The organism is Amycolatopsis sp. NPDC051371, from assembly GCF_040682155.1.
Lineage (GTDB): Bacteria > Actinomycetota > Actinomycetes > Mycobacteriales > Pseudonocardiaceae > Amycolatopsis.
The window spans coordinates 156,632-174,614 of sequence record NZ_JBFBAG010000009.1 but is presented as its reverse complement, the minus strand read 5'-3'; the positions used below and the strand labels follow the sequence as shown (position 1 = coordinate 174,614).

At 71.2% G+C, this 17,983-nt stretch carries 17 protein-coding genes; 12 read left to right on the top strand and 5 right to left on the bottom strand.

Annotated elements, in window-relative coordinates; translation table 11 throughout:
• Positions 1 to 4 precede the first annotated feature (4 nt).
• The 7 genes from AB0M59_RS14330 (at position 5) to AB0M59_RS14300 (ending at position 8,071) form a co-directional block, all read left to right on the top strand.
• Positions 5 to 1,636: a hypothetical protein gene (locus tag AB0M59_RS14330; protein WP_364614018.1), complete on the top strand. Its 1,632-nt coding sequence runs from the start codon at positions 5 to 7 to the stop codon at positions 1,634 to 1,636.
• The gene (locus tag AB0M59_RS14325; RefSeq protein ID WP_364614017.1) at positions 1,618 to 2,487 is read left to right on the top strand and encodes a phage tail protein; all 870 of its coding nucleotides are present in this window, start codon (positions 1,618 to 1,620) and stop codon (positions 2,485 to 2,487) included. The genes AB0M59_RS14330 and AB0M59_RS14325 overlap by 19 nt, the downstream gene beginning before the upstream one ends.
• Before the next feature lie 22 nt (positions 2,488 to 2,509).
• The gene (locus AB0M59_RS14320) at positions 2,510 to 3,454 is read left to right on the top strand and encodes a hypothetical protein (protein WP_364614015.1); all 945 of its coding nucleotides are present in this window, start codon (positions 2,510 to 2,512) and stop codon (positions 3,452 to 3,454) included.
• A 9-nt stretch (positions 3,455 to 3,463) separates the two neighbouring features.
• On the top strand, positions 3,464 to 4,576 hold the full coding sequence (locus AB0M59_RS14315; RefSeq protein WP_364614013.1) for a hypothetical protein: 1,113 nt from the start codon (positions 3,464 to 3,466) through the stop codon (positions 4,574 to 4,576).
• Positions 4,573 to 5,004 (top strand): hypothetical protein, encoded by a 432-nt coding sequence (locus AB0M59_RS14310; RefSeq protein WP_364614011.1) that lies wholly within the window; start codon positions 4,573 to 4,575, stop codon positions 5,002 to 5,004. The genes AB0M59_RS14315 and AB0M59_RS14310 overlap by 4 nt, the downstream gene beginning before the upstream one ends.
• A 100-nt stretch (positions 5,005 to 5,104) precedes the next feature.
• On the top strand, positions 5,105 to 7,492 hold the full coding sequence (locus AB0M59_RS14305; protein ID WP_364614008.1) for a GH92 family glycosyl hydrolase: 2,388 nt from the start codon (positions 5,105 to 5,107) through the stop codon (positions 7,490 to 7,492).
• A gap of 213 nt (positions 7,493 to 7,705) precedes the next feature.
• Complete coding sequence (locus AB0M59_RS14300; protein ID WP_364614005.1) at positions 7,706 to 8,071, top strand: DUF3817 domain-containing protein; 366 nt, start codon at positions 7,706 to 7,708, stop codon at positions 8,069 to 8,071.
• Between the two features lie 58 nt (positions 8,072 to 8,129).
• Here AB0M59_RS14300 and AB0M59_RS14295 read toward each other — a convergent pair whose 3' ends face one another.
• Entirely contained in the window at positions 8,130 to 8,630 is a 501-nt protein-coding gene (locus AB0M59_RS14295; RefSeq protein ID WP_284743139.1) for a MarR family transcriptional regulator, read from the bottom strand.
• Positions 8,631 to 8,707: 77 nt separating this feature from the next.
• Here AB0M59_RS14295 and AB0M59_RS14290 point away from each other — a divergent pair, with 77 nt between their 5' ends.
• Positions 8,708 to 9,010, top strand: a complete 303-nt coding sequence (locus AB0M59_RS14290) for a thiamine-binding protein (RefSeq protein ID WP_364614002.1) — start codon at positions 8,708 to 8,710, stop codon at positions 9,008 to 9,010.
• Positions 9,011 to 9,169: 159 nt separating this feature from the next.
• Here the strand turns inward: AB0M59_RS14290 and AB0M59_RS14285 are convergent, their stop codons facing one another.
• Positions 9,170 to 9,577, bottom strand: a complete 408-nt coding sequence (locus tag AB0M59_RS14285; RefSeq protein WP_364613999.1) for a hypothetical protein — start codon at positions 9,575 to 9,577, stop codon at positions 9,170 to 9,172.
• A 92-nt stretch (positions 9,578 to 9,669) separates the two neighbouring features.
• Here AB0M59_RS14285 and AB0M59_RS14280 point away from each other — a divergent pair, with 92 nt between their 5' ends.
• Positions 9,670 to 10,650 carry a tetratricopeptide repeat protein gene (locus AB0M59_RS14280; protein ID WP_364613996.1) on the top strand — a complete coding sequence of 327 codons (981 nt, stop codon included), beginning with the start codon at positions 9,670 to 9,672 and terminating at the stop codon, positions 10,648 to 10,650.
• 49 nt (positions 10,651 to 10,699) lie between these two features.
• Here AB0M59_RS14280 and AB0M59_RS14275 read toward each other — a convergent pair whose 3' ends face one another.
• Positions 10,700 to 12,127, bottom strand: coding sequence for a neutral zinc metallopeptidase (locus AB0M59_RS14275; protein ID WP_364614222.1), 1,428 nt, complete (start codon positions 12,125 to 12,127; stop codon positions 10,700 to 10,702).
• 133 nt (positions 12,128 to 12,260) lie between these two features.
• Here AB0M59_RS14275 and glgP point away from each other — a divergent pair, with 133 nt between their 5' ends.
• Together glgP and AB0M59_RS14265 are read left to right on the top strand one after the other, a co-directional pair.
• On the top strand, positions 12,261 to 14,786 hold the full coding sequence (glgP, locus tag AB0M59_RS14270; RefSeq protein ID WP_364613993.1) for an alpha-glucan family phosphorylase: 2,526 nt from the start codon (positions 12,261 to 12,263) through the stop codon (positions 14,784 to 14,786).
• A 73-nt stretch (positions 14,787 to 14,859) separates the two neighbouring features.
• Positions 14,860 to 15,846 (top strand): LLM class F420-dependent oxidoreductase, encoded by a 987-nt coding sequence (locus tag AB0M59_RS14265; RefSeq protein ID WP_364613990.1) that lies wholly within the window; start codon positions 14,860 to 14,862, stop codon positions 15,844 to 15,846.
• Here AB0M59_RS14265 and AB0M59_RS14260 read toward each other — a convergent pair.
• Both AB0M59_RS14260 and AB0M59_RS14255 read right to left on the bottom strand, forming a co-directional pair.
• The gene (locus AB0M59_RS14260) at positions 15,843 to 16,238 is read right to left on the bottom strand and encodes a rhodanese-like domain-containing protein (RefSeq protein WP_364613987.1); all 396 of its coding nucleotides are present in this window, start codon (positions 16,236 to 16,238) and stop codon (positions 15,843 to 15,845) included. The genes AB0M59_RS14265 and AB0M59_RS14260 overlap by 4 nt on opposite strands.
• Positions 16,235 to 16,780, bottom strand: coding sequence for a cysteine dioxygenase family protein (locus tag AB0M59_RS14255; protein WP_364613984.1), 546 nt, complete (start codon positions 16,778 to 16,780; stop codon positions 16,235 to 16,237). The genes AB0M59_RS14260 and AB0M59_RS14255 overlap by 4 nt, the downstream gene beginning before the upstream one ends.
• Positions 16,781 to 17,106: 326 nt before the next feature.
• Here AB0M59_RS14255 and AB0M59_RS14250 point away from each other — a divergent pair, with 326 nt between their 5' ends.
• Entirely contained in the window at positions 17,107 to 17,928 is an 822-nt protein-coding gene (locus AB0M59_RS14250) for an ABC transporter ATP-binding protein (RefSeq protein ID WP_364613981.1), read from the top strand.
• The last annotated feature ends 55 nt before the right edge of the window (positions 17,929 to 17,983 follow it).

The following is a 17,983-nucleotide window of genomic DNA, read 5'->3' as shown; positions in this document are numbered from 1 at the left end:
GTTCGTGACCCAGCCGACGTCGGCCATCACCAACGCGGCGCAGGCCCAGGTGACGGCGCTGATCAACGGCATCCGCGAGTCGATCACGAGCGCCGTCTCCGACGCGGCCACGAAGCTGACCGAAGGGTTCACCGAGCACGTCAACAAGGAACTCGGCGAGATGACCGCCAAGTTCAAGGAGACGCACCCGGCCGTGACCGCGGCGGTCACCGACGTGGTGGGCTTCGCCGACGCGGTCGGCACGGCGGCGACCGCCGTGCAGAACACCGTCGGGCAGGTCAAGGACGCCGCGGCCGCGATGCGGGAACTGCCGGGCGCCATCAAGGACCTGCGCACGGGCCTGCGGGAAAGCGCTGTCGAAGTGCAGCGGCTCGGCGCCGACCTGAAGAACATGGTCAAGAACGCCCCGGGCGCGATCCGCGACCTCGGGACGTCGTTGCGGGGCGCGCTCACGCAGGGCCTCAACTCCGCCCGCCAAGCCGCGACGAGCGCGGGCCAGGCGATCGGCCGGTTCGCCGCGCAAGCCCGGAGCACCGCCGTGGCCGCGGCGGGCGCGGTGCGGAACCTGGCGCAGCTCGCGGTCGGCTACGCGAAAACCGCGGCACAGGCGGTGATCGCGACCGCGCGGACGGTGGCGATGGCCGTCGCGCAAAAAGTGGTCGCCGTCGCGACCCGGCTCTGGTCGGTCGCGCAGGCACTGCTCAACGTGGTGATGCGGCTGAATCCCATCGGGCTGATCGTCACCGCGATCACGCTGCTCGTGGCGGCGGTCGTGCTGGCCTACAACCGCAGCACCACGTTCCGGACGATCGTCAACGCCGTCTTCACCGCCGTGAAGAACGTCGTGCTCGGGGCGGTGAACGCGATCCGCGGCGTCGTCGCGGTCGTGTGGCCCTACATCGCCAAGGTGATCCAGGTCGCGGTCACCGTGATCCGCACCTACGTCACGACGTACTTCTCCATCGTGCGCACGGTCGTCACGACGGTGTTCAACGCGGTGAAGGCGATCGTCACCGGCGCGATCCACGCGGTCGTCGCGACGATCCGCGGCGTCGGCCAGGTGGTCGGCATCGTGCGGAACGCCTTCGACCAGGCCAAGTCCGCGGTGAGCAACGCGATCTCCGGGGTCGTTTCGTTCGTGCGCGGGCTGCCCGGCCGGGTCGTCTCCGCGCTCGGCAACATCGGGAAGACGCTCTACGGCGCGGGCAAGTCGCTGATCGAAGGGTTCATCGGCGGCATCCGCGACATGGCGGGCAACATCCTCTCGGCGATCAAGAACTTCATCGTCGACAAGATCCCCGGCCCGATCAAGAGCGTTCTCAAGATCTTCTCGCCGTCGCAGGTGATGGCCGACATCGGCCGCAACATCGGAGCCGGGCTGACCGTCGGCATCGAGGCGAGCGGCGACCAGGTTTCCGGCGCGATGACCCGGCTGGTGCCGCTGCCGGGTTCCTCGACGATCCGGCCCGCGGTGGCGAACCTGACCAAGGCGGTCGCGGCGTCCGCCGTGGGCCCGGTGGCCCGCTCCGCGCCGGGTGGCGCGGTGACCGTCAACGTGCACCCGCGGGCGGGCCAGTCCGAATACGAGATCGGCCGCGTCGCGGCCCGGGAGGTGGCATGGGCGGCGAAGCGCTGAGTGCCGTGTCGCTCGCGCTGCCGGTCTACGAAGTGGACGGCTGGGCGGGCAACGTCGTGGACGCGGACGGCGTCGAGTGGTGGGTGACCAAAGAGGACGGCTGGTCGACCGGGCCCGGCGTCCGGCTCGAACTCGCCGACCGCCCGCAGCGCGACGGCGCCTTCGACGCGCCGTCGTTCCGCTCGGCGCGGGTGATCACCTTGGAGGGCACCGCCGTCGCGCCCGACGAAGACGCCCACGAGCGGGCGAAGGACCGGATCGCCGCGATCCTCGCGGACGGCTCGGCACCGGCCGAGCTCGTCGTGCGGGAGCGCACCGTGACCCGCCGCGCGCTGGTCCGGCTGTCCGCCGGGACGAAGGTCTCCGACACCACACCGGTGAGCTTCGACTGGTCCCTGCAGGTCACCGCGCCCGATCCGCTGCGCTACGGCGCCGACGTCCACGAGCTGTCGTGCGGGTTGCCGAAACCCGGTCAGGGCATCACCTTCCCGCTGCGGTTCCCGTTGGTGTTCGGGCAATCGGAGGGCGGCTCGCTGGCGGTCGTGAACGCCGGCACGGCGACCACCCGGCCGGTGTGGACGATCACCGGCCCGTGCACGCAGCCGGTGATCCGCAACGATTCGACCGGCGAACGGCTCGCGTTCTCGCTGAGCCTCGCCGAAGGGGACGTGCTGACCGTCGACACCGCCGCACGCACGGTGTTCCTCGGCACGGCGTCCCGCCGTTCGGTGCTGCAGCCGCGGTCGAGCTGGTTCGGCTTCCCGCCGGGCGGCACGGCGATCGGGTTCGAGGCTTTCGACGACGCCGACGCGGGCACGCTGACCGTCCGCTGGCGCGACGCGTGGATCTGAAGAGCGAGAAGGGGAGCTTGCGATGGCGGAACGGCACGCGGGGTGGGTCGACGGCGTCGACTCGGCCGAAGCGCGGTTGATCACCGGCGCACTGGTGCAGGCGGACGCGACCGGCGACGCGCTCGACCCGCTCCGGGCGCGACCGGGCATCCGGGACGCGCCGGGCACGCCCGGACTGGTCGCGATCGCGTCGAACAAGCTGCGCGTCAACCCGTTCCAGGCGGTGCTCACCGACCGGGCCCGGCCGGGCGACGGCCCGTACATCGTCACGCTGGACGCGGTGAAGGAACTGCCCTTCGGCGCGGCGCACGCGTCACTGTCCAGAGTGGACCTGGTGGTGGCCGAGATCGTCGGTGGCGCCTTCGCGGTCAACGTCTACGCGGGGGAGAACGCCGCGAGCCCCGTCCGGCCGACGCCGAGCGGGTCGCCGGTGCTCGTGCTGGCCGAAGTGCAGGTGCCGCCGGCCGGCACCGCGCCGACGTTGCTCGACCGGCGCCAGTTCACCGCCGCGCTGAGCGGGATCCTGCCGGTGCGCGGGGACGCCGACCTGCCGCCGGTCGCGACCACGCACAGCAGCCAGTTCGTCTATCGCCTCGACACCGGGGTGCTGCTGTGCAAGCGCGGCACCGCGTGGGTGCCCTACCGCCCGCCGCGCGGGGACACCTGGCGCACACCGTCGCTGCAGAACAGCTGGGTCAACTACGGCAGCGGGTTCACCACGGCCGCCTACACCCTGCTGGACGACGGCTGGGTGCGGCTGCGCGGACTGGTCCGCAACGGCGTCTTCGACAAGCCGATCTTCACGCTGCCGGTCGGCTACCGGCCGGTCGCGCACTGGCTGCTCGGCGTCTCCACCAACCCGGACGCGCACGGCCGCGTTGACATCCTGCCGACCGGTGAGGTGATGGCGACCACGGGCAACTCCGGCTGGCTCTCCCTCGACGGCCTCACGTTCTCCACCTACTAGGCGCGGCAGATGGGCACGTCGTACACCTACCTGATCGCGGACCTGCGCACCGGCGCGATCCTGGACGAGCTCCCGCTGTCCGGAGTGCAGTTCGACAAGAAGCTGAACGACACCGGCACGCTGCGCGGGCAGTTGCGCGTCGACGATCCGGAGATCCGGATCCGGGAGCCGCGGCTGCTCGCCGAGCCGGGCCGCACCGCGGTCTACGTCGACCGGGACGGCGACCTGGTGTGGGGCGGCATCATCTGGACCAGCCGCTACAGCGCGGCCGGTGGTGTGCTGGAGCTGACCGCCGCCGACTTCCTGTCCTACTTCGACCACCGGCTGGTCCTCGACCCCGCGGACCTGACCCGGCCGGTGTCGTTCACGGCCACCGACCAGCTCGCGGTCGCGCGGGGGCTCCTGGACCTCGCGCAGTCGGCGGACGGGGGTGACCTGGGGGTGGTGGTGACCGGCTCGGCGAGCTCCGGCGTCCTGCGCACGGTGAGCTACACGTCGGCCGACCTGAAGTCGGTCGCGGAGGTCCTGCGGGACCTCGCCAACACCGACACCGGGTTCGACTTCGCCTTCGACGTCCGCTACGACGAGAGCGGCCAGCCGGAACGGTTGCTGCGACTCGGTTATCCGCGCCTGGGCCTGCCGGGCGGCGACCGTGCGTTCGTCTGGGAGTACGGCGCGAACCTCGTCGACTTCGTCTGGCCGAGCGACGCCGCGAGCATGGCGACCCGGGTGCTCGGGATGGGGAACGCCGACGCCGGGGGCGTCCCGGTGGTGCGGTCGGATCCGGGCGCGACGGCGGGCGGCTGGCCGTTGCTGGAGGCCGCGGCCGCGCCCGTGGACACCACCGACGCCGCGATGCTCGCCGCGCACGTCGCCGGTGAGCTGGCCGCGCGGCGGCGGCCCGTCGTGCTGCCCGAGCTGACCGTGCGCGCCGATCTCGACCCGGTCGTCGGGTCGTACTCGGTCGGCGACGACGCGCGGATCGTCGTGGCCGACCCGTTCTTCGCCGGGGACCAGCTCGACGTCACCGTCCGGCTGCTCGGGCTGTCGGTCACGCCCGGCGACGACGCCGGGCAGGAGGAGGTCGTGTTGACCGTCGAACCCTTCCTGGAGCCGTCGTGAGCCGCGTCAACCAGCCGGACACGCTCGTCACGCTGCTGCGGGAGATCCAGCGGCGCCTGCGCGTGCTCGAAGGCACCCGCCACGCCGCGACGTTCGCGGCGGCGGCCGCGCCCGTCCCCGTCCCCGTCCTGGCCTTCCAGCCGGCGCGTCCGCAGGACTGGCCCGGCACGACCTCGGCAGGGTGGACCCCGCTGGTCCGGCTGCTCACCCGGCCCGGCGCGTTCGTGGTCGTCCTCGAGGCCGTCGCCGACAGCGAAGGCGAGGTGCGCGTGGTCGTGGACGGTGAAGCGGCCGAACCCTTCGCGGTCACCGGCGACGTCGGCCGCCACGAAGTCGCGGTCGCCCCGAGTGCCGAGCTGGTGGTCGAAGCGCGGCGGACCGGCGGCACGGGAGCGGTGCGGGTGACGGCGTTCGCCCTCGCCGGTTGACCGCTGTCCGGAACGAGACAGGTATTCACCGCCCTCTTGACCGGTTCGTCGGGCGTTGCCGAAGGTGTCGGGGGATGACATCGTTGGCAGGAGGAGCTCAGTGAAGAGCAAGGTCCTGGCGGGCGCGTTGACGCTCGCCGTGGTGGCGACGGGGGTGAGTCCCGCCGTCGCTTCGGCTTCCGGGGGTGACGCCCTCGACGCCGTCAACACGTTCATCGGCACGCAGGACGAGGGGAACACCTTCCCCGGCGCCTCGGCGCCCTTCGGGATGACGCAGGTCAGCCCCATCACCTCGCACTACGCCGGCTATCGCTACACCGACACGGCCATCCGCGGCTTCGGGCACTTCTTCCTGTCCGGCGCGGGCTGCTGGGAGCAGGGCGGCCTGGTCTCGACGCTGCCGACCACCGGCGAAGTGGGCCCGGGCAAGGTGTTCGACACGACGAAGGCGTCCACTTTCGACCAGAAGCAGTACGCGGCGCCGTTCACCCACGACGGCGAGGTCGGCAAGCCCGGCTACTACAAGGTCCACCTGACCGGCTACGGCGGCGTCGACGTCGAGACGACTGCGGCCACTCGCGCGGGTGTCGAGCGGTACACGTTCGCGAAGTCCGGTGACGCCAACGTCTTCGTCAACGTCGGGCAGGCCAACGACAAGGAACCGGTGACCGGCAGCAGCATCCGCGTCGTCGACGACCGGACCGTCGAAGGAACCGTGGAGTCGCAGGCGTTCTGCGGCGGCAAGTCCTACACGACGTACTTCACGACGAAGTTCGACAAGCCCTTCAAAGCCTCGGGCACGTGGTCGCCGACCGGCGGCACGCCCGGGTCCCGCGAGTCGAGCGGCGGGGCGGGCCTGCGTGGCGCGTGGCTGACGTTCGGAGGCGGCGGCCAGGTCACCGCCACCACGGCGATCTCCCAGGTGGACGCGCAGGGCGCGCGGGTGAACCTGGCCGCCGAGCACATCCGGTCGTTCGACGCGGCGAAGGCCGACGTGCAGCGAACGTGGCGACACGAGTTGTCCACTGTGGACATCAAGGGCGGCTCGACCGACGACCGCACGGTGTTCTACACCTCGCTCTACCACGCGCTGCTGCAGCCGCTGACCGCGAACGACGCCGACGGCCGCTACTACGGCTTCGACAAGAAGATCCACCGTGCGGTCGGCTGGACGTACTACGACTTCTTCTCGCTGTGGGACACCTACCGCACGCAGAACCAGCTCCTCGCCCTGCTGCGGCCGGATCGCGCGAAGGACATCGCGAAGAGCATCCTCGCCATCCACGACCAGGGTGGCTGGCTGCCGCGGTGGGCGTACGCGAGCCAGGAGACGAACACGATGACCGGTGACCCGGTCACGCCGTTCCTGGTGGACCTCTGGCGATTCGGGGCGTTGTCGGGCAACGAGATGCGCGCCTACCAGGCGTTGCTGCAGAACTCCACGCAGATCCCGCCCGCGTCGTCGCCGTTCCAGGGCCGCTCCGGCAACGCCAGCTACCAGCAGGACGGCTTCGTCCAGTACGACCCGGACTTCCCGAAGAAGGGCCAGGACACCGACCCGAACCACGGCGCGTCCGCGACGCTGGAGTACGCGCTCGGTGACTGTTCGCTGTCGGTCATGGCCGCGGCGCTCGGCAAGAAGGACGACGCGGCCGCGCTGGCCGCGAAGGGCCGGACCTACCGGACGCTGTGGGACGAATCGCAGACGGACCGCGGCTTCACCGGCTTCTTCCGGCCGAAGGTCGCGGGCGGCGACTGGTTCTCGCCCGCGGACAAGCCGTACAGCCCGCAGAGCCAGGACGGCTTCCACGAGGGCACGGCCTGGCAGTACCAGTGGCTGGTCCAGCAGGACGTCCCCGGGCTCGTCGACCGCATGGGCGGCCCGGCGGCCACCGGCAAGCGGCTCGACGACTTCTTCGCCTACGACGAACTGGTGAAGGATCCCGCGACGGCTGTCCGCGAGAACTGGGTCGTCGGCCCGTACGACTACTACGACCAGTTCCGCTACAACCCGAACAACGAGCCCGACCTGCACTCGCCGTGGATGTACGCGCTCACCGGGCAGCCGGCGAAGACGTCCGGGGTCGTGCGGGCGGCGCACACGCTGTTCACCAACGCGCCCAACGGCGTCACCGGGAACGACGACCTCGGCACGATGTCGGCGTGGTACGTCTTCAGCGCGCTCGGTCTCTACCCGGCTGTCCCAGGGAGTGGGAACTTCGTGCTGAACTCGCCGCGGTTCGCGAAGTCCGTGCTGCACCCGGAGAACGGGCGTGACATCACGATCAAGGCGCCCGGCGCGGACGGTTCGAAGCTGCAGTACGTCTCGGGCCTGCAGGTCGGCTCGAAGCCGAGTGATCGCGTGTACGTCAACGTGGACCAGCTGAAGCGGGGCACGACGCTCGACTTCCGCCTGACCACCGACGCCGCCGCGGCGACGTGGGGGACGTCACCGTCGTCCGCACCTGCCTCACCCTGCGCGGAGTAGACGGAAGCGCTCACGGCCGTGGTCCAGACCACAGTGGACCACGGCCGTGAGCATCGTCACGGGCCCCGGTGTTCCCGTGAGGGCCATCACGCCTCACACTGATATCAGCACGTCCGACAGCGCCGTTGACGTCCACAGGCAGTCCGCCTTGGACGGTGCGTCGGACGTTTTTTGTGCCTAGACCACAGTGGTGAGACCCCACAGGAGGAAGAAGTGTCCAGCAAGGCCGCTCTAGTGTTCCGCGTGGCCGCAGTCGCCGAAGCCCTTTCCTGGGCGGCGCTGCTTGTCGGGATGTTCCTCAAGTACGTCGTGCACTCCTCCGGTGAGGGCGGCGTGCCCGTCATCGGCATGGTGCACGGCGTGATCTTCGTCCTCTACGTGGTCGTCTCCCTGTCCGTGGCGAAGCCGCTCGGCTGGCGCCCGAAGACGCTGGTCCTCGCCCTGCTCGCGAGCATCCCGCCGCTGTTCACGTGGCTGTTCGAGAAGTGGGCGCTGCGCAACGGCAAGCTCGACGGCCCGCAGCGGCTGACCCACGGCGGTGTCGGCCTGTTCCAGGTCCGGGAACCCGTCGCCGTCTGATCCCGGTATGTGAGAAAGGGCCCGCACCTGCAGGTGCGGGCCCTTTCTCGTTCAGCGGCTATTCGGTGAAGTCGCCGGCCGCGCGGCGCACCTTCGTCAGCAGGTCCGTGAGCTGCTCGGTCTGCCGCTCGGTGAGCCCGGTCAGCCCGAAGCCGATGTCGTTGACGGCGACGGTCGCGGACTCGCGGCGCTTGCGGCCTTCGTCGGTGATCTCGACGAGCGTCGTGCGCCGGTCGGTCGGGTGCGGGACGCGCTTCACGAGCCCGTCGCGTTCCAGCCGGTCGACTATGTTGGTGACACTGGTGGGGTGCAGCTGGAGCCGCTCGCCCATCACCCGCATCGGCAGGCTGGCGCTGCGGGCGAAGGTGAGCAGCACCAGCGCTTCGTACCGGGCGAAGGTCAGGCCGTGCGGCTTGAGCGCGCCGTCCACCGCGGACTGGATGATCTGCTGGACCCGCATCACGCCGGTGACCGCGGCCATGGTGCCGGAGGGCCCGATCCGGGCCTCCCAGAGCTGTGCCGCGCGGGCGATCGGGTCGAACGGCAGCGGACGGTTCATGACACGCGAAGTTACCAGCGGGTACCGGCGGGTGTCGCCCGACCGGCGGAAAGAACACCGAAGAAGGGACTTCCGACATGATCGTCGCGTTCAGCGTGAGCCCGTCCGGCGGGGAGACCGACGGCGGGGTGAGCGAGGCCGTCGCCCGCGCCGTCAAGGTGGTCCGTGAGTCGGGGTTGCCCAATTCGACCAACGCGATGTTCACCAACCTCGAGGGCGAGTGGGACGAAGTGATGGACGTCGTGAAGCGGGCGGTCGAGGCCGCGGGGGAGGGCTCGGCGCGCGTCGGGCTGGTCCTGAAGGCCGACATCCGCCCCGGCTTCGCCGACCAGCTCGAGGCCAAGGTGGACCGGATCGAAGCCCACCTCCGCGACGCCTGACCCCAGTTCTCGAGCGCCCCAATGTGGCCTTCGGTGCGTCAGACGCACCGAAGGCCGCCTTGGGTGCTCCATCCATGCCCCCACCACCACCCTCAACGGAGGCGCTCCGCGCCGCAGTGCTGATTCAACGCAACCAAGGCCACATTGGGGCGCTGGGGGTCAGGGGAGCGGCGGGGTGAAGGCGACCGTCCAGCGGCCGTCTTCGCTCGTCACCGTCAGCGGGTAGCTGAACGGCTTGCCGTCGCCGAGCGCGCCCGTGACCGTCGCGCGGGCCGGGGCCGCCGCGTCCGGGCCCAGCTCCACGTGCACGTCGTGGACGCCGTGGTCCGCCAGCACCGTGACGTAGTCCTTCGCGAAGTCGCCGCCGCCGGAACCCGGGTAGTCGAGCAGGCCGGCGAACGCGTCGGCGTCGTGCCCGGAGAGCGCCGCGGAGAGACGGTCGCGCAGCTCGGCGGGCGAGCCGGCACCCGGGTCCGGTTCGTGCACGATGAGCAGCGTCACCGCGCCGATCCAGGCGACGGCGGCCGCGACCGACAGGCCCACCTTCACGTCACGCCGGATGTGCACCCGGCCGAGCCTGCCCCAGCGGCGCCGTCCTGCCAAGCGGACCGGCCGGGCACCCCGTGAAACTCCTCCGGCGCGCGTGCCAGGATGGAGGCGTGACCCAACCACGCGGATCTGCAGCGAAGTCAGCGGCCCTGTCCGCCGCCCTTTCCGGCGCGGTCGACCTGTCCGCGCTCAAGGCCCGCGCCGAAACGGCGCACAGGCAGCCGGCCCCGCCCGCGAGCGGCCCCGGCCCGGCGGGTGACGCACCCCCGCCCGCCCCGTCGTCCGGCGCCGTGATCGACGTCACCGAGGCCACCTTCCAGGCCGAGGTCGTGGAGCGATCCCTGCACCAGCTGGTGATCGTCGACCTGTGGGCCGAGTGGTGCGGCCCGTGCAAGCAGCTGTCGCCGGTGCTGGAGAGGATGGCCGCCGAGTCCGGTGGCGCCTGGGTCGTCGCGAAGGTTGACGTCGACGCGAACCCGCGCATCGCGCAGCTCTTCGGCGCGCAGTCCATCCCGACGATCGTCGCCATCGGCGGCGGGCAGCCCGTCGACGCCTTCTCCGGCGCGCTGCCCGAGCCCGAGATCCGCAAGTGGATCAACGCGCTGCTCGACGCCCTGCGCGACAAGCTCCCGGCGATCCGCGAGGCCGAGGCCAACGGCGCCGGCCCGGTCGAGGAGCCCGAGGACCCGCGCTTCACCGAAGCGGAAGAGGCCTTCGAGCGCGGCGACTTCGCCGGCGCGCAGGCCGCGTACGAGCGCATCCTCGACGTCGAACCGGCGAACGAGCTGGCGAAGAACGCCCTGGCCCAGGTCAAGTTCACCGCCCGCGCGGAGAGCGCCGACCCGGAGGCGCGCGCGAAGGCCGACGCCGACCCGTCCGACCTGGCGGCCCAGCTCGACGCGGCCGACCTGGAGATCGCGGAGAACAACGTGGAGGCGGGCTTCAAGCGCCTGATCGACACGGTCCGCCGCACGGCGGGCGACGACCGCAACAAGGTCCGCGAGCACCTGGTCGCGCTGTTCGACCTCTTCGACCCGGCCGACGACCGCGTCATGAAGGCCCGCCGCGACCTGGCGAGCGCCCTCTTCTAGGACTCATGAGAAAGGCCCCCACCGCGCGGTGGGGGCCTTTCCCATGAGCTCAGGCGTACTGCTTCGAGCAGACCGAAGACCCCTCGAGGTACCCGCGCCGCAGCGACTCGACGCGGTCGAAACCGCTGTCCGGGCGCTTCCCGTTGACGTCGGCGGAGATCAGGCTCTCCGGTTGCAGCAGGTCCGCGATCGCCTCGTCGAGGTCGCCCGCCGACAGCCGCAGGTCGCCCGGGCGGTTCGTGAACGCCGCCCACGCACCCACCAGGCACGCCGTGCGCAGCCCCGCGTTCGCGTTGTCGATCGACGCGCCGACGCCCTTCTGGATGCCCATCGCGTACCGCGAAGCGACTTCCGAGAACGCGGCGAAGTCGCCCATGCCGCCCGGGTCTTCGCCCTTCATCTCCGCGTCGCGGTCGATCGGCTGGGCCAGCTGCGACAGCTTCGCCAGGTCGATGCTCACCGTGTTGTCGCCCGGGCAGTACGACGCGGGCGGCGTGGTCTGGCAGCTGCCGCCGTCGGCGATCTCCGGCGCGGTCACCCCGGCGCCCTTGAAGGCCTCGTCGAGGCTCTTCTTCAGCAGGTCGACGGCCTGGTCGTTGAACTTCGCGTCGCCCTTGCCGGTGTCGCCCTTGTCGAACGGGCGCTCGGTCAGCCGGGCCTTGACGTTCTCGGTGTTCATCGCCGCGCACTCCTTCGGGCCCTTCTCGAACCCGGTCTGGAACGCGAAGGTGCGATCGAACGCCGTGCCGTGCGCGCCGCGGTCGGCGCCGCTGGTGCCCGCCTGGTCGCGGATCAGGAACATCGCCGCCATGACCTGGTTCAGGCCTTCGGACGTCGACACCTGGTAGTACTTGCTCTTGTTCTCGGCGACCCAGCGGAAGTAGCCGCCGGCGAAGCAGTCGGCCTGCTGCTCCTTCACGACGGTCGGGGTGCTCTTGGTCATGTTGGCCTTCTCGCCGAGCCGGTACTGGACGGCGTGGCCGAACTCGTGCGCCAGCACGACGACGACGGACATCGGCCCGAACCGCTGGCGCAGCATCGGCAGCAGGACACCGCGGTCCCACGCGACCGAGTCGTCGACCGAGCAGTAGAACGCGTTCACGAGCTTCTTGACGCTGCCGCAGCCGGTCTTCTCGGTGTCGGTCTGCGAGTCGTAGGACAGCAGCGACTTCACCGGCTCGAACTGCTCCCCGAAGTCGGCGGGCAGCCGCTCGTTCCAGTACGTCTGGACGTCGTCGATCGCGGCGGTGGCGAGCTTGTCGTCCTCGCCGCCGTCGGCGTTCTTGACATCGATGGTCGGCGTTGGCGCGTCGGGCTTGAGGCCGCTCTCGAAGTGCGTCACCGGCAGCCCGGCGACGGACCCGGCACCGGTGTCCTTGCTCGGGTCGCCCGTGGCGCCACCCTTGCTGTCGCACCCGCTCACGGCCACCGCCGCGACGGCGAGCAACGCGACCAGCCCCCGTCCCCCTCGGATCATCTTCACGTGCTCCACTCCCGACCTGCGCGTACCCGACGGGCAGGACCATACCCAGCGCTTACGGGGCGTGTGCGCGTTATCCCCGAACTACTCCCTGCGCAGGTCGGGCCGCGGCCCGATATCGTCGCTTCCCATGCGTGCAGTCCGCCGGTTCACCGTCCGCGCCAGCCTTCCCGAGTCGCTGTCCGGCCTGGGCGCGCTGGCCACCAACCTGCGCTGGACGTGGCACCCGCCGACGCGCGACCTGTTCGCGTCGATGGACGCCGAGCTGTTCAACGCCGTGCGCGACCCGCTGCGGATGCTCACCGCGCTGCCGCCGTCGCGCCTGGACGAGCTCGCCGTCGCCGACGACTTCCTCGCCCGCGCCCGGGACGCGGCCGCGGACCTGGAGAACTACCTGTCGGAGCCGCGCTGGTACCAGCAGCGGGACGACGCCGAACTGCCGCCCGCGGTCGCCTACTTCTCCATGGAGTTCGGCGTCACCGAAGCGCTGCCGAACTACTCCGGCGGCCTCGGCGTGCTGGCCGGCGACCACCTCAAGGCCGCGTCCGACCTGGGCGTGCCGATGATCGGCGTCGGGCTGCTCTACCGCAACGGCTACTTCCGGCAGTCGCTGTCGCTCGACGGCTGGCAGGTCGAGCACTACCCGGTGATCGACCCCAACGCGTTCCCCCTCGAACTCCTCACCGCGGGCGGCCGGCCGGTGCTGATCGGCGTCGCGATGCCGGGCGGGCGCGAGCTGTGCGCGCAGATCTGGCAGGCGCGCGTCGGGCGCGTGCCGCTGCTGCTGCTCGACACCGACACCGAGGCCAACGACGAAGACCTGCGCGGCGTCACCGACCGGCTCTACGGCGGCGACGCCGACCACCGGCTGCGGCAGGAGATCCTGGCCGGCATCGGCGGGTTCCGCGCGGTCCGGAAGTACTGCGAGCTGACCGGCCACCCGCAGCCGATGGTGTTTCACACGAACGAGGGACACGCGGGCTTCCTCGGTCTCGAACGTGCCCGCGAGATCGTCCAGGCGGACGGCCTCGCGTTCGACGAGGCGATGCCCGCGGTCCGGGCCGGGACGCTGTTCACCACGCACACCCCGGTCAGCGCGGGCATCGACCGGTTCCCGGTGGACCTGGTGCAGCGCTACTTCAACGACGGCAGGCTGGTGCCCGACATCGACCCGAGACGCGTGCTCGCGCTCGGCGCCGAGGACAACCCCGGCCTCTTCAACATGGCGCACATGGGCCTGCGGCTGGCGCAGCGCGCGAACGGCGTCTCGCAGCTGCACGGGCGCGTCACGCGCAAGATGTTTTCCCGGCTGTGGCCCGGCTTCGACCACGACGAAGTGCCGATCTCGTCGGTGACCAACGGCGTCCACGGCCCTACCTGGGTGGCGCGCGAGCTGAGCACGCTGCTCGGGCGCGAATGGGGCCTCGACGTCGGCGAGGCGCCGCTGCGCGACGGCGTCTCGGACGCCCAGCTGTGGGGGCTGCGGCGCGAGCTGCGCGAGAAGCTGGTGCACGAGGTGCGGCGCCGGGTGCGCGCGGCGTGGCTGCAGCGCGGCGCGTCCCCGCTGGAGCTGGGCTGGGTGGACTCCGTGTTCGACCCGGACGTGCTGACCGTGGGCTTCGCGCGTCGTGTGCCGACGTACAAGCGGCTGACGCTGATGCTGCGCGATCCCGAGCGGCTGCGCACGCTGCTGCTCGACGAGCAGCGCCCGATCCAGGTCGTCGTCGCCGGGAAGTCGCACCCGGCCGACGAGAACGGCAAGCAGCTGATCCAGCAGATCGTCCGGTTCGTCGACGGTGCGGACGTGCGGCACCGGATCGTCTTCCTGCCGGACTACGACATGTCGATGGCGCGGTACCTCTACCGCGGCTGCGACGTCTGGCTGAACAACCCGGTGCGGCCCCTGGAAGCCTGCGGGACGTCGGGCATGAAGTCGGCGCTGAACGGCGGGCTGAACCTGTCGATCCGCGACGGCTGGTGGGACGAGTGCTACGACGGCAGCAACGGCTGGGCGATCCCGACCGCCGACGGCGTCACCGACCCCCTGCGCCGCGACGACCTCGAGGCTGCGGCGCTGTACGAGCTGCTCGGCCAGCAGATCGCGCCGCTGTTCTACGGAGCCACCGACGGCGTGCCCACCGGCTGGCTGTCGATGGTGTGGCACACATTGGAGACGCTCGGCCCGCGGGTCCAGGCGTCCCGGATGGTCCGCGAGTACGTGGACAACGGCTACCTGCCCGCGTCCCGCATGGTCGCGGCGGCGACCGGCGACGGCTACCGCGGCGCGCTGTCGCTGGCGGACTACCGCACGAAGCTCGAGGTGTCGTGGCCGCGGCTGCGGATCTTCGACTCGGAGCTGCTGGTGGAGGCGACCGAGCCCCTGGTCGTCGGCACGGAGGTGACGATCCGGGCCCGCATCGACCTGGCCGGGCTGGAACCGTCCGAAGTGGACATCCAGGCGGTGGTCGGCCAGGTCGGCGACGACGACGAGCTGCGCGACGCGGTCACGGTCCCGATGACGGCGGACGGCATCGGCGCGTTCGCGGCGCGGCTGAAGCTGCCGCGCCCAGGGTCGATCGGGTACACGGTCCGGGTGCTGCCGAAGCACGGCCTCCTGGCGGCCCCGGCCGAACTGGCGCGCGTGGTGCTGGCCTGACCTGGAGTTACTCCACCCCGCGACGGCCGGAAATCACGCCGCGGGTGGCGGGGAGCCGCGTTAGGTTGGGGGCATGCGCTTCGGAATGTTCGTTCCGCAGGGGTGGCGGCTGGACCTGGCCGGCATCGATCCCGCGGACCACTGGAAGACCATGCTCGGCCTCGCGAAGTACGCGGAGGCCGGGCCCTTCGAATCGATCTGGGTCTACGACCACTTCCACACCGTGCCCGTCCCGACCGAGGAGGCCACGCACGAGGCCTGGTCGCTGATCTCGGCGTTCGCCGCCGCGACGGAGACCGTGCGGCTCGGGCAGATGTGCACCTGCATGGGGTACCGGAACCCGGCCTACCTCGCGAAGGTCGCGGCCACCGCCGACACCATCGCCGGCGGCCGCGTCGAGATGGGCATCGGCGCCGGCTGGTACGAGCACGAGTGGCGGGCCTACGGCTACGGCTTCCCCGGCGCCGGCGAGCGGCTCGGCCAGCTCGACGAGGGCGTCCGCATCATGCGTGACCTCTGGACCACCGGCACGTCCACACTGGACGGGAAGCACTACCAGACGGACGGCGCGATCCTGCGCCCGTTGCCGCCGCAGGAAGGCGGCATCCCGCTGTGGATCGCCGGTGGCGGCGAGAAGAAGACGCTCCGGATCGCCGCGAAGTTCGCGAAGTACACGAACTTCGCCGCCGACCCCGAGACGTTCACCCGCAAGTCGGAGATCCTCGCGCAGCACTGCAAGGACGTCGGCACCGACTACGACGCGATCGTCCGCTCGGCCAACCACAACATCATCCTCGGCGAGACCGAGAAGGACGTCCAGGACAAGCTGGCCTGGCTGAGGTCCCACCTCGGGAAGTACATCGAGGCCGACGCCGTCGAGCGCTGGGCCGGCAACTTCGAGAACAGCCCGACCACGGGCACGCCCGAGCAGGTCACCGAGAAGCTCGCCGCGATGGGCGAACTGGGCATGTCCTACGCGATCTTCAACTTCCCGGAAGCCGCGTACGACCGCTCCGGCATCGACCTGTTCACCGAGAAGGTCGCTCCGGCGCTCGCTTAGGGCACCGCGGGGCTGCCGCCGGTCTCCACCGGGAGGCCGGCGGCAGCCCAAGCCCGGAAGCCGCCTTCGAGGTCGGTCGCCCGCGACAAACCCAGCCGCTGCAGGTCCGCCGCCGCCAGGCTCGACGAATAGCCTTCGTTGCACAGCACGACGACTGTCGTGTCCGAGGTCACCGACGGCAGCTTCCACTCGCTGTCTGGCGCCAGCCGCCACTCCAGGTGGATCCGCTCGACGACCACCGAGCCCGGGATCTCGCCCTCGGCCTCGCGGTTCGCGAAAGGACGGATGTCGACGAGCAGCGCGCCCGCCTCCTGCAGCTCACGGGCCTTTTGCGGCCCCACGCGGTCCAACCCGGACCGCGCGTCGGCCAGCAGCGTGTCGATGGCGCTCATCCTCCGACGATAACCGGCAGCGGCGGGATCTCGGCCGGGACGTCGGCGAGCGTCGCGTAAGCCCGCGTCGGCACCAGCGGTGGCGAGTACGCGTGGACGCTCGCCGCGGGCGCGTCGCCGATCCCGGTGACCTGGTGGGCGCGACCGGCGCCGAAACCGATGCCTTCGCCGGCGACGTGCGTGCGGCGCCGGATCGGGCCGCCGGGATAGCGGTACTCCTCGCCCAGTTCACCCTGCAGGACGGTGAAGGAGCCGGACGCGCCGCCGTGGTCGTGCGGCTTGGTGTGCTGGCCGGGCAGCCACGACAGCAGCCACAGCTCGACGCCGTCGGTCAGGGCCAGCCGGGCCCACCAGCGGCGGTCCTCGTCGAACCGCAGGATGTCCCGGACACTCGCCGTCAGCTCGGTGGTCACGGTGGTGGTCAGGTCCGCCAGCTCACGCGGGGTCCACAGGAGCCGCGACGGGTGCAGCAGCTCGGGCAGCAGCGGGTCGGTCAGCCGCGGGTGGATCTCGACGGCGGGACGGGTGATCGAAGTGGTCAACGCGGGTGCTCCTCGGACGCGAAGGTGATCGGGACGCGAACCAGCGCGGCACCGCACCCGTCACCAGGACGCGTGGGATCAGCGGAGCCGCGCCCGCGTACACCCGGCCGAAGCGACGAGGAGCAGGTCGATCGCACGACGGCGCCAGAACGAGCCCCGGGTGACCGGGGTGGCGTGCACGTCGGCTGACATGCCCGCGATCCTGCCACAGGAGAGTGGCCCACGGCACTTGCGGTGTGCGCTGTTCCACGTCGTGGACACGCTCCGACCAGCCGGTTCGCCGTCTCACCCGGGCGGGTGCGCACGCGCGCGCGACGGAAGACAGAATGGGCTTCGTGAGCGAGCCGATCCAGCCCAGCGAACTTGACGACCTCGTGGTCCGGATGGCCGGTGTCGGCGTCCGCCGGGGGACCAACGACCTCCTCGCCGGCCTCGACTGGTCCGTGGAACTGGACGAGCGCTGGGTGGTGCTCGGGCCGAACGGCGCGGGCAAGACCACCCTGCTGCGCCTCGCCGCGGCCGAGCTGCACCCGACCACCGGCGAAGTCGACCTTCTCGGCGAGCGGATCGGCCGGGTCAACATCTTCGACCTGCGCCCGCGCATCGGCTTCACCTCGGCGGCCATCGCCCAGCGCGTGCCGGGCGACGAGCTGGTCAAGGACGTCGTGGTCAGCGCCGGCTACGCGGTGCTCGGCCGCTGGCGTGAGGAATACGACACCCTCGACACCGCCCGCGCGACCGAACTGCTGGACGCGATGGGCATCGGCAACCTCGCCGAGCGCACCTTCGGCACCCTGTCCGAAGGCGAGCGCAAGCGCGCGCTGATCGCCCGCTCGCTGATGACCGACCCGGAGATGCTGTTGCTCGACGAGCCGGCCGCGGGCCTCGACCTGGGTGGCCGCGAAGACCTGGTCGCGCGGCTCTCGTCGCTCGCCCTGGACCCGGACGCGCCGGCGCTCGTGCTGGTCACCCACCACGTCGAGGAGATCCCGCCGGGGTTCACCCACGCGCTGCTCCTGCGCGACGGCCACGCGGTGGTGTCCGGCCTCGTCGACGACGTCATCACCAGCGAGAACCTCTCGAAGACGTTCGACCAGGACCTCGTGCTCGAACGCTCCGGGGATCGCTTCTTCGCCCGCCGTCGCTAAGCTGACGCTTACCGGCCGGTAGCCTGCTGGCAGATCGTCAACGAGGAGGAGTCGG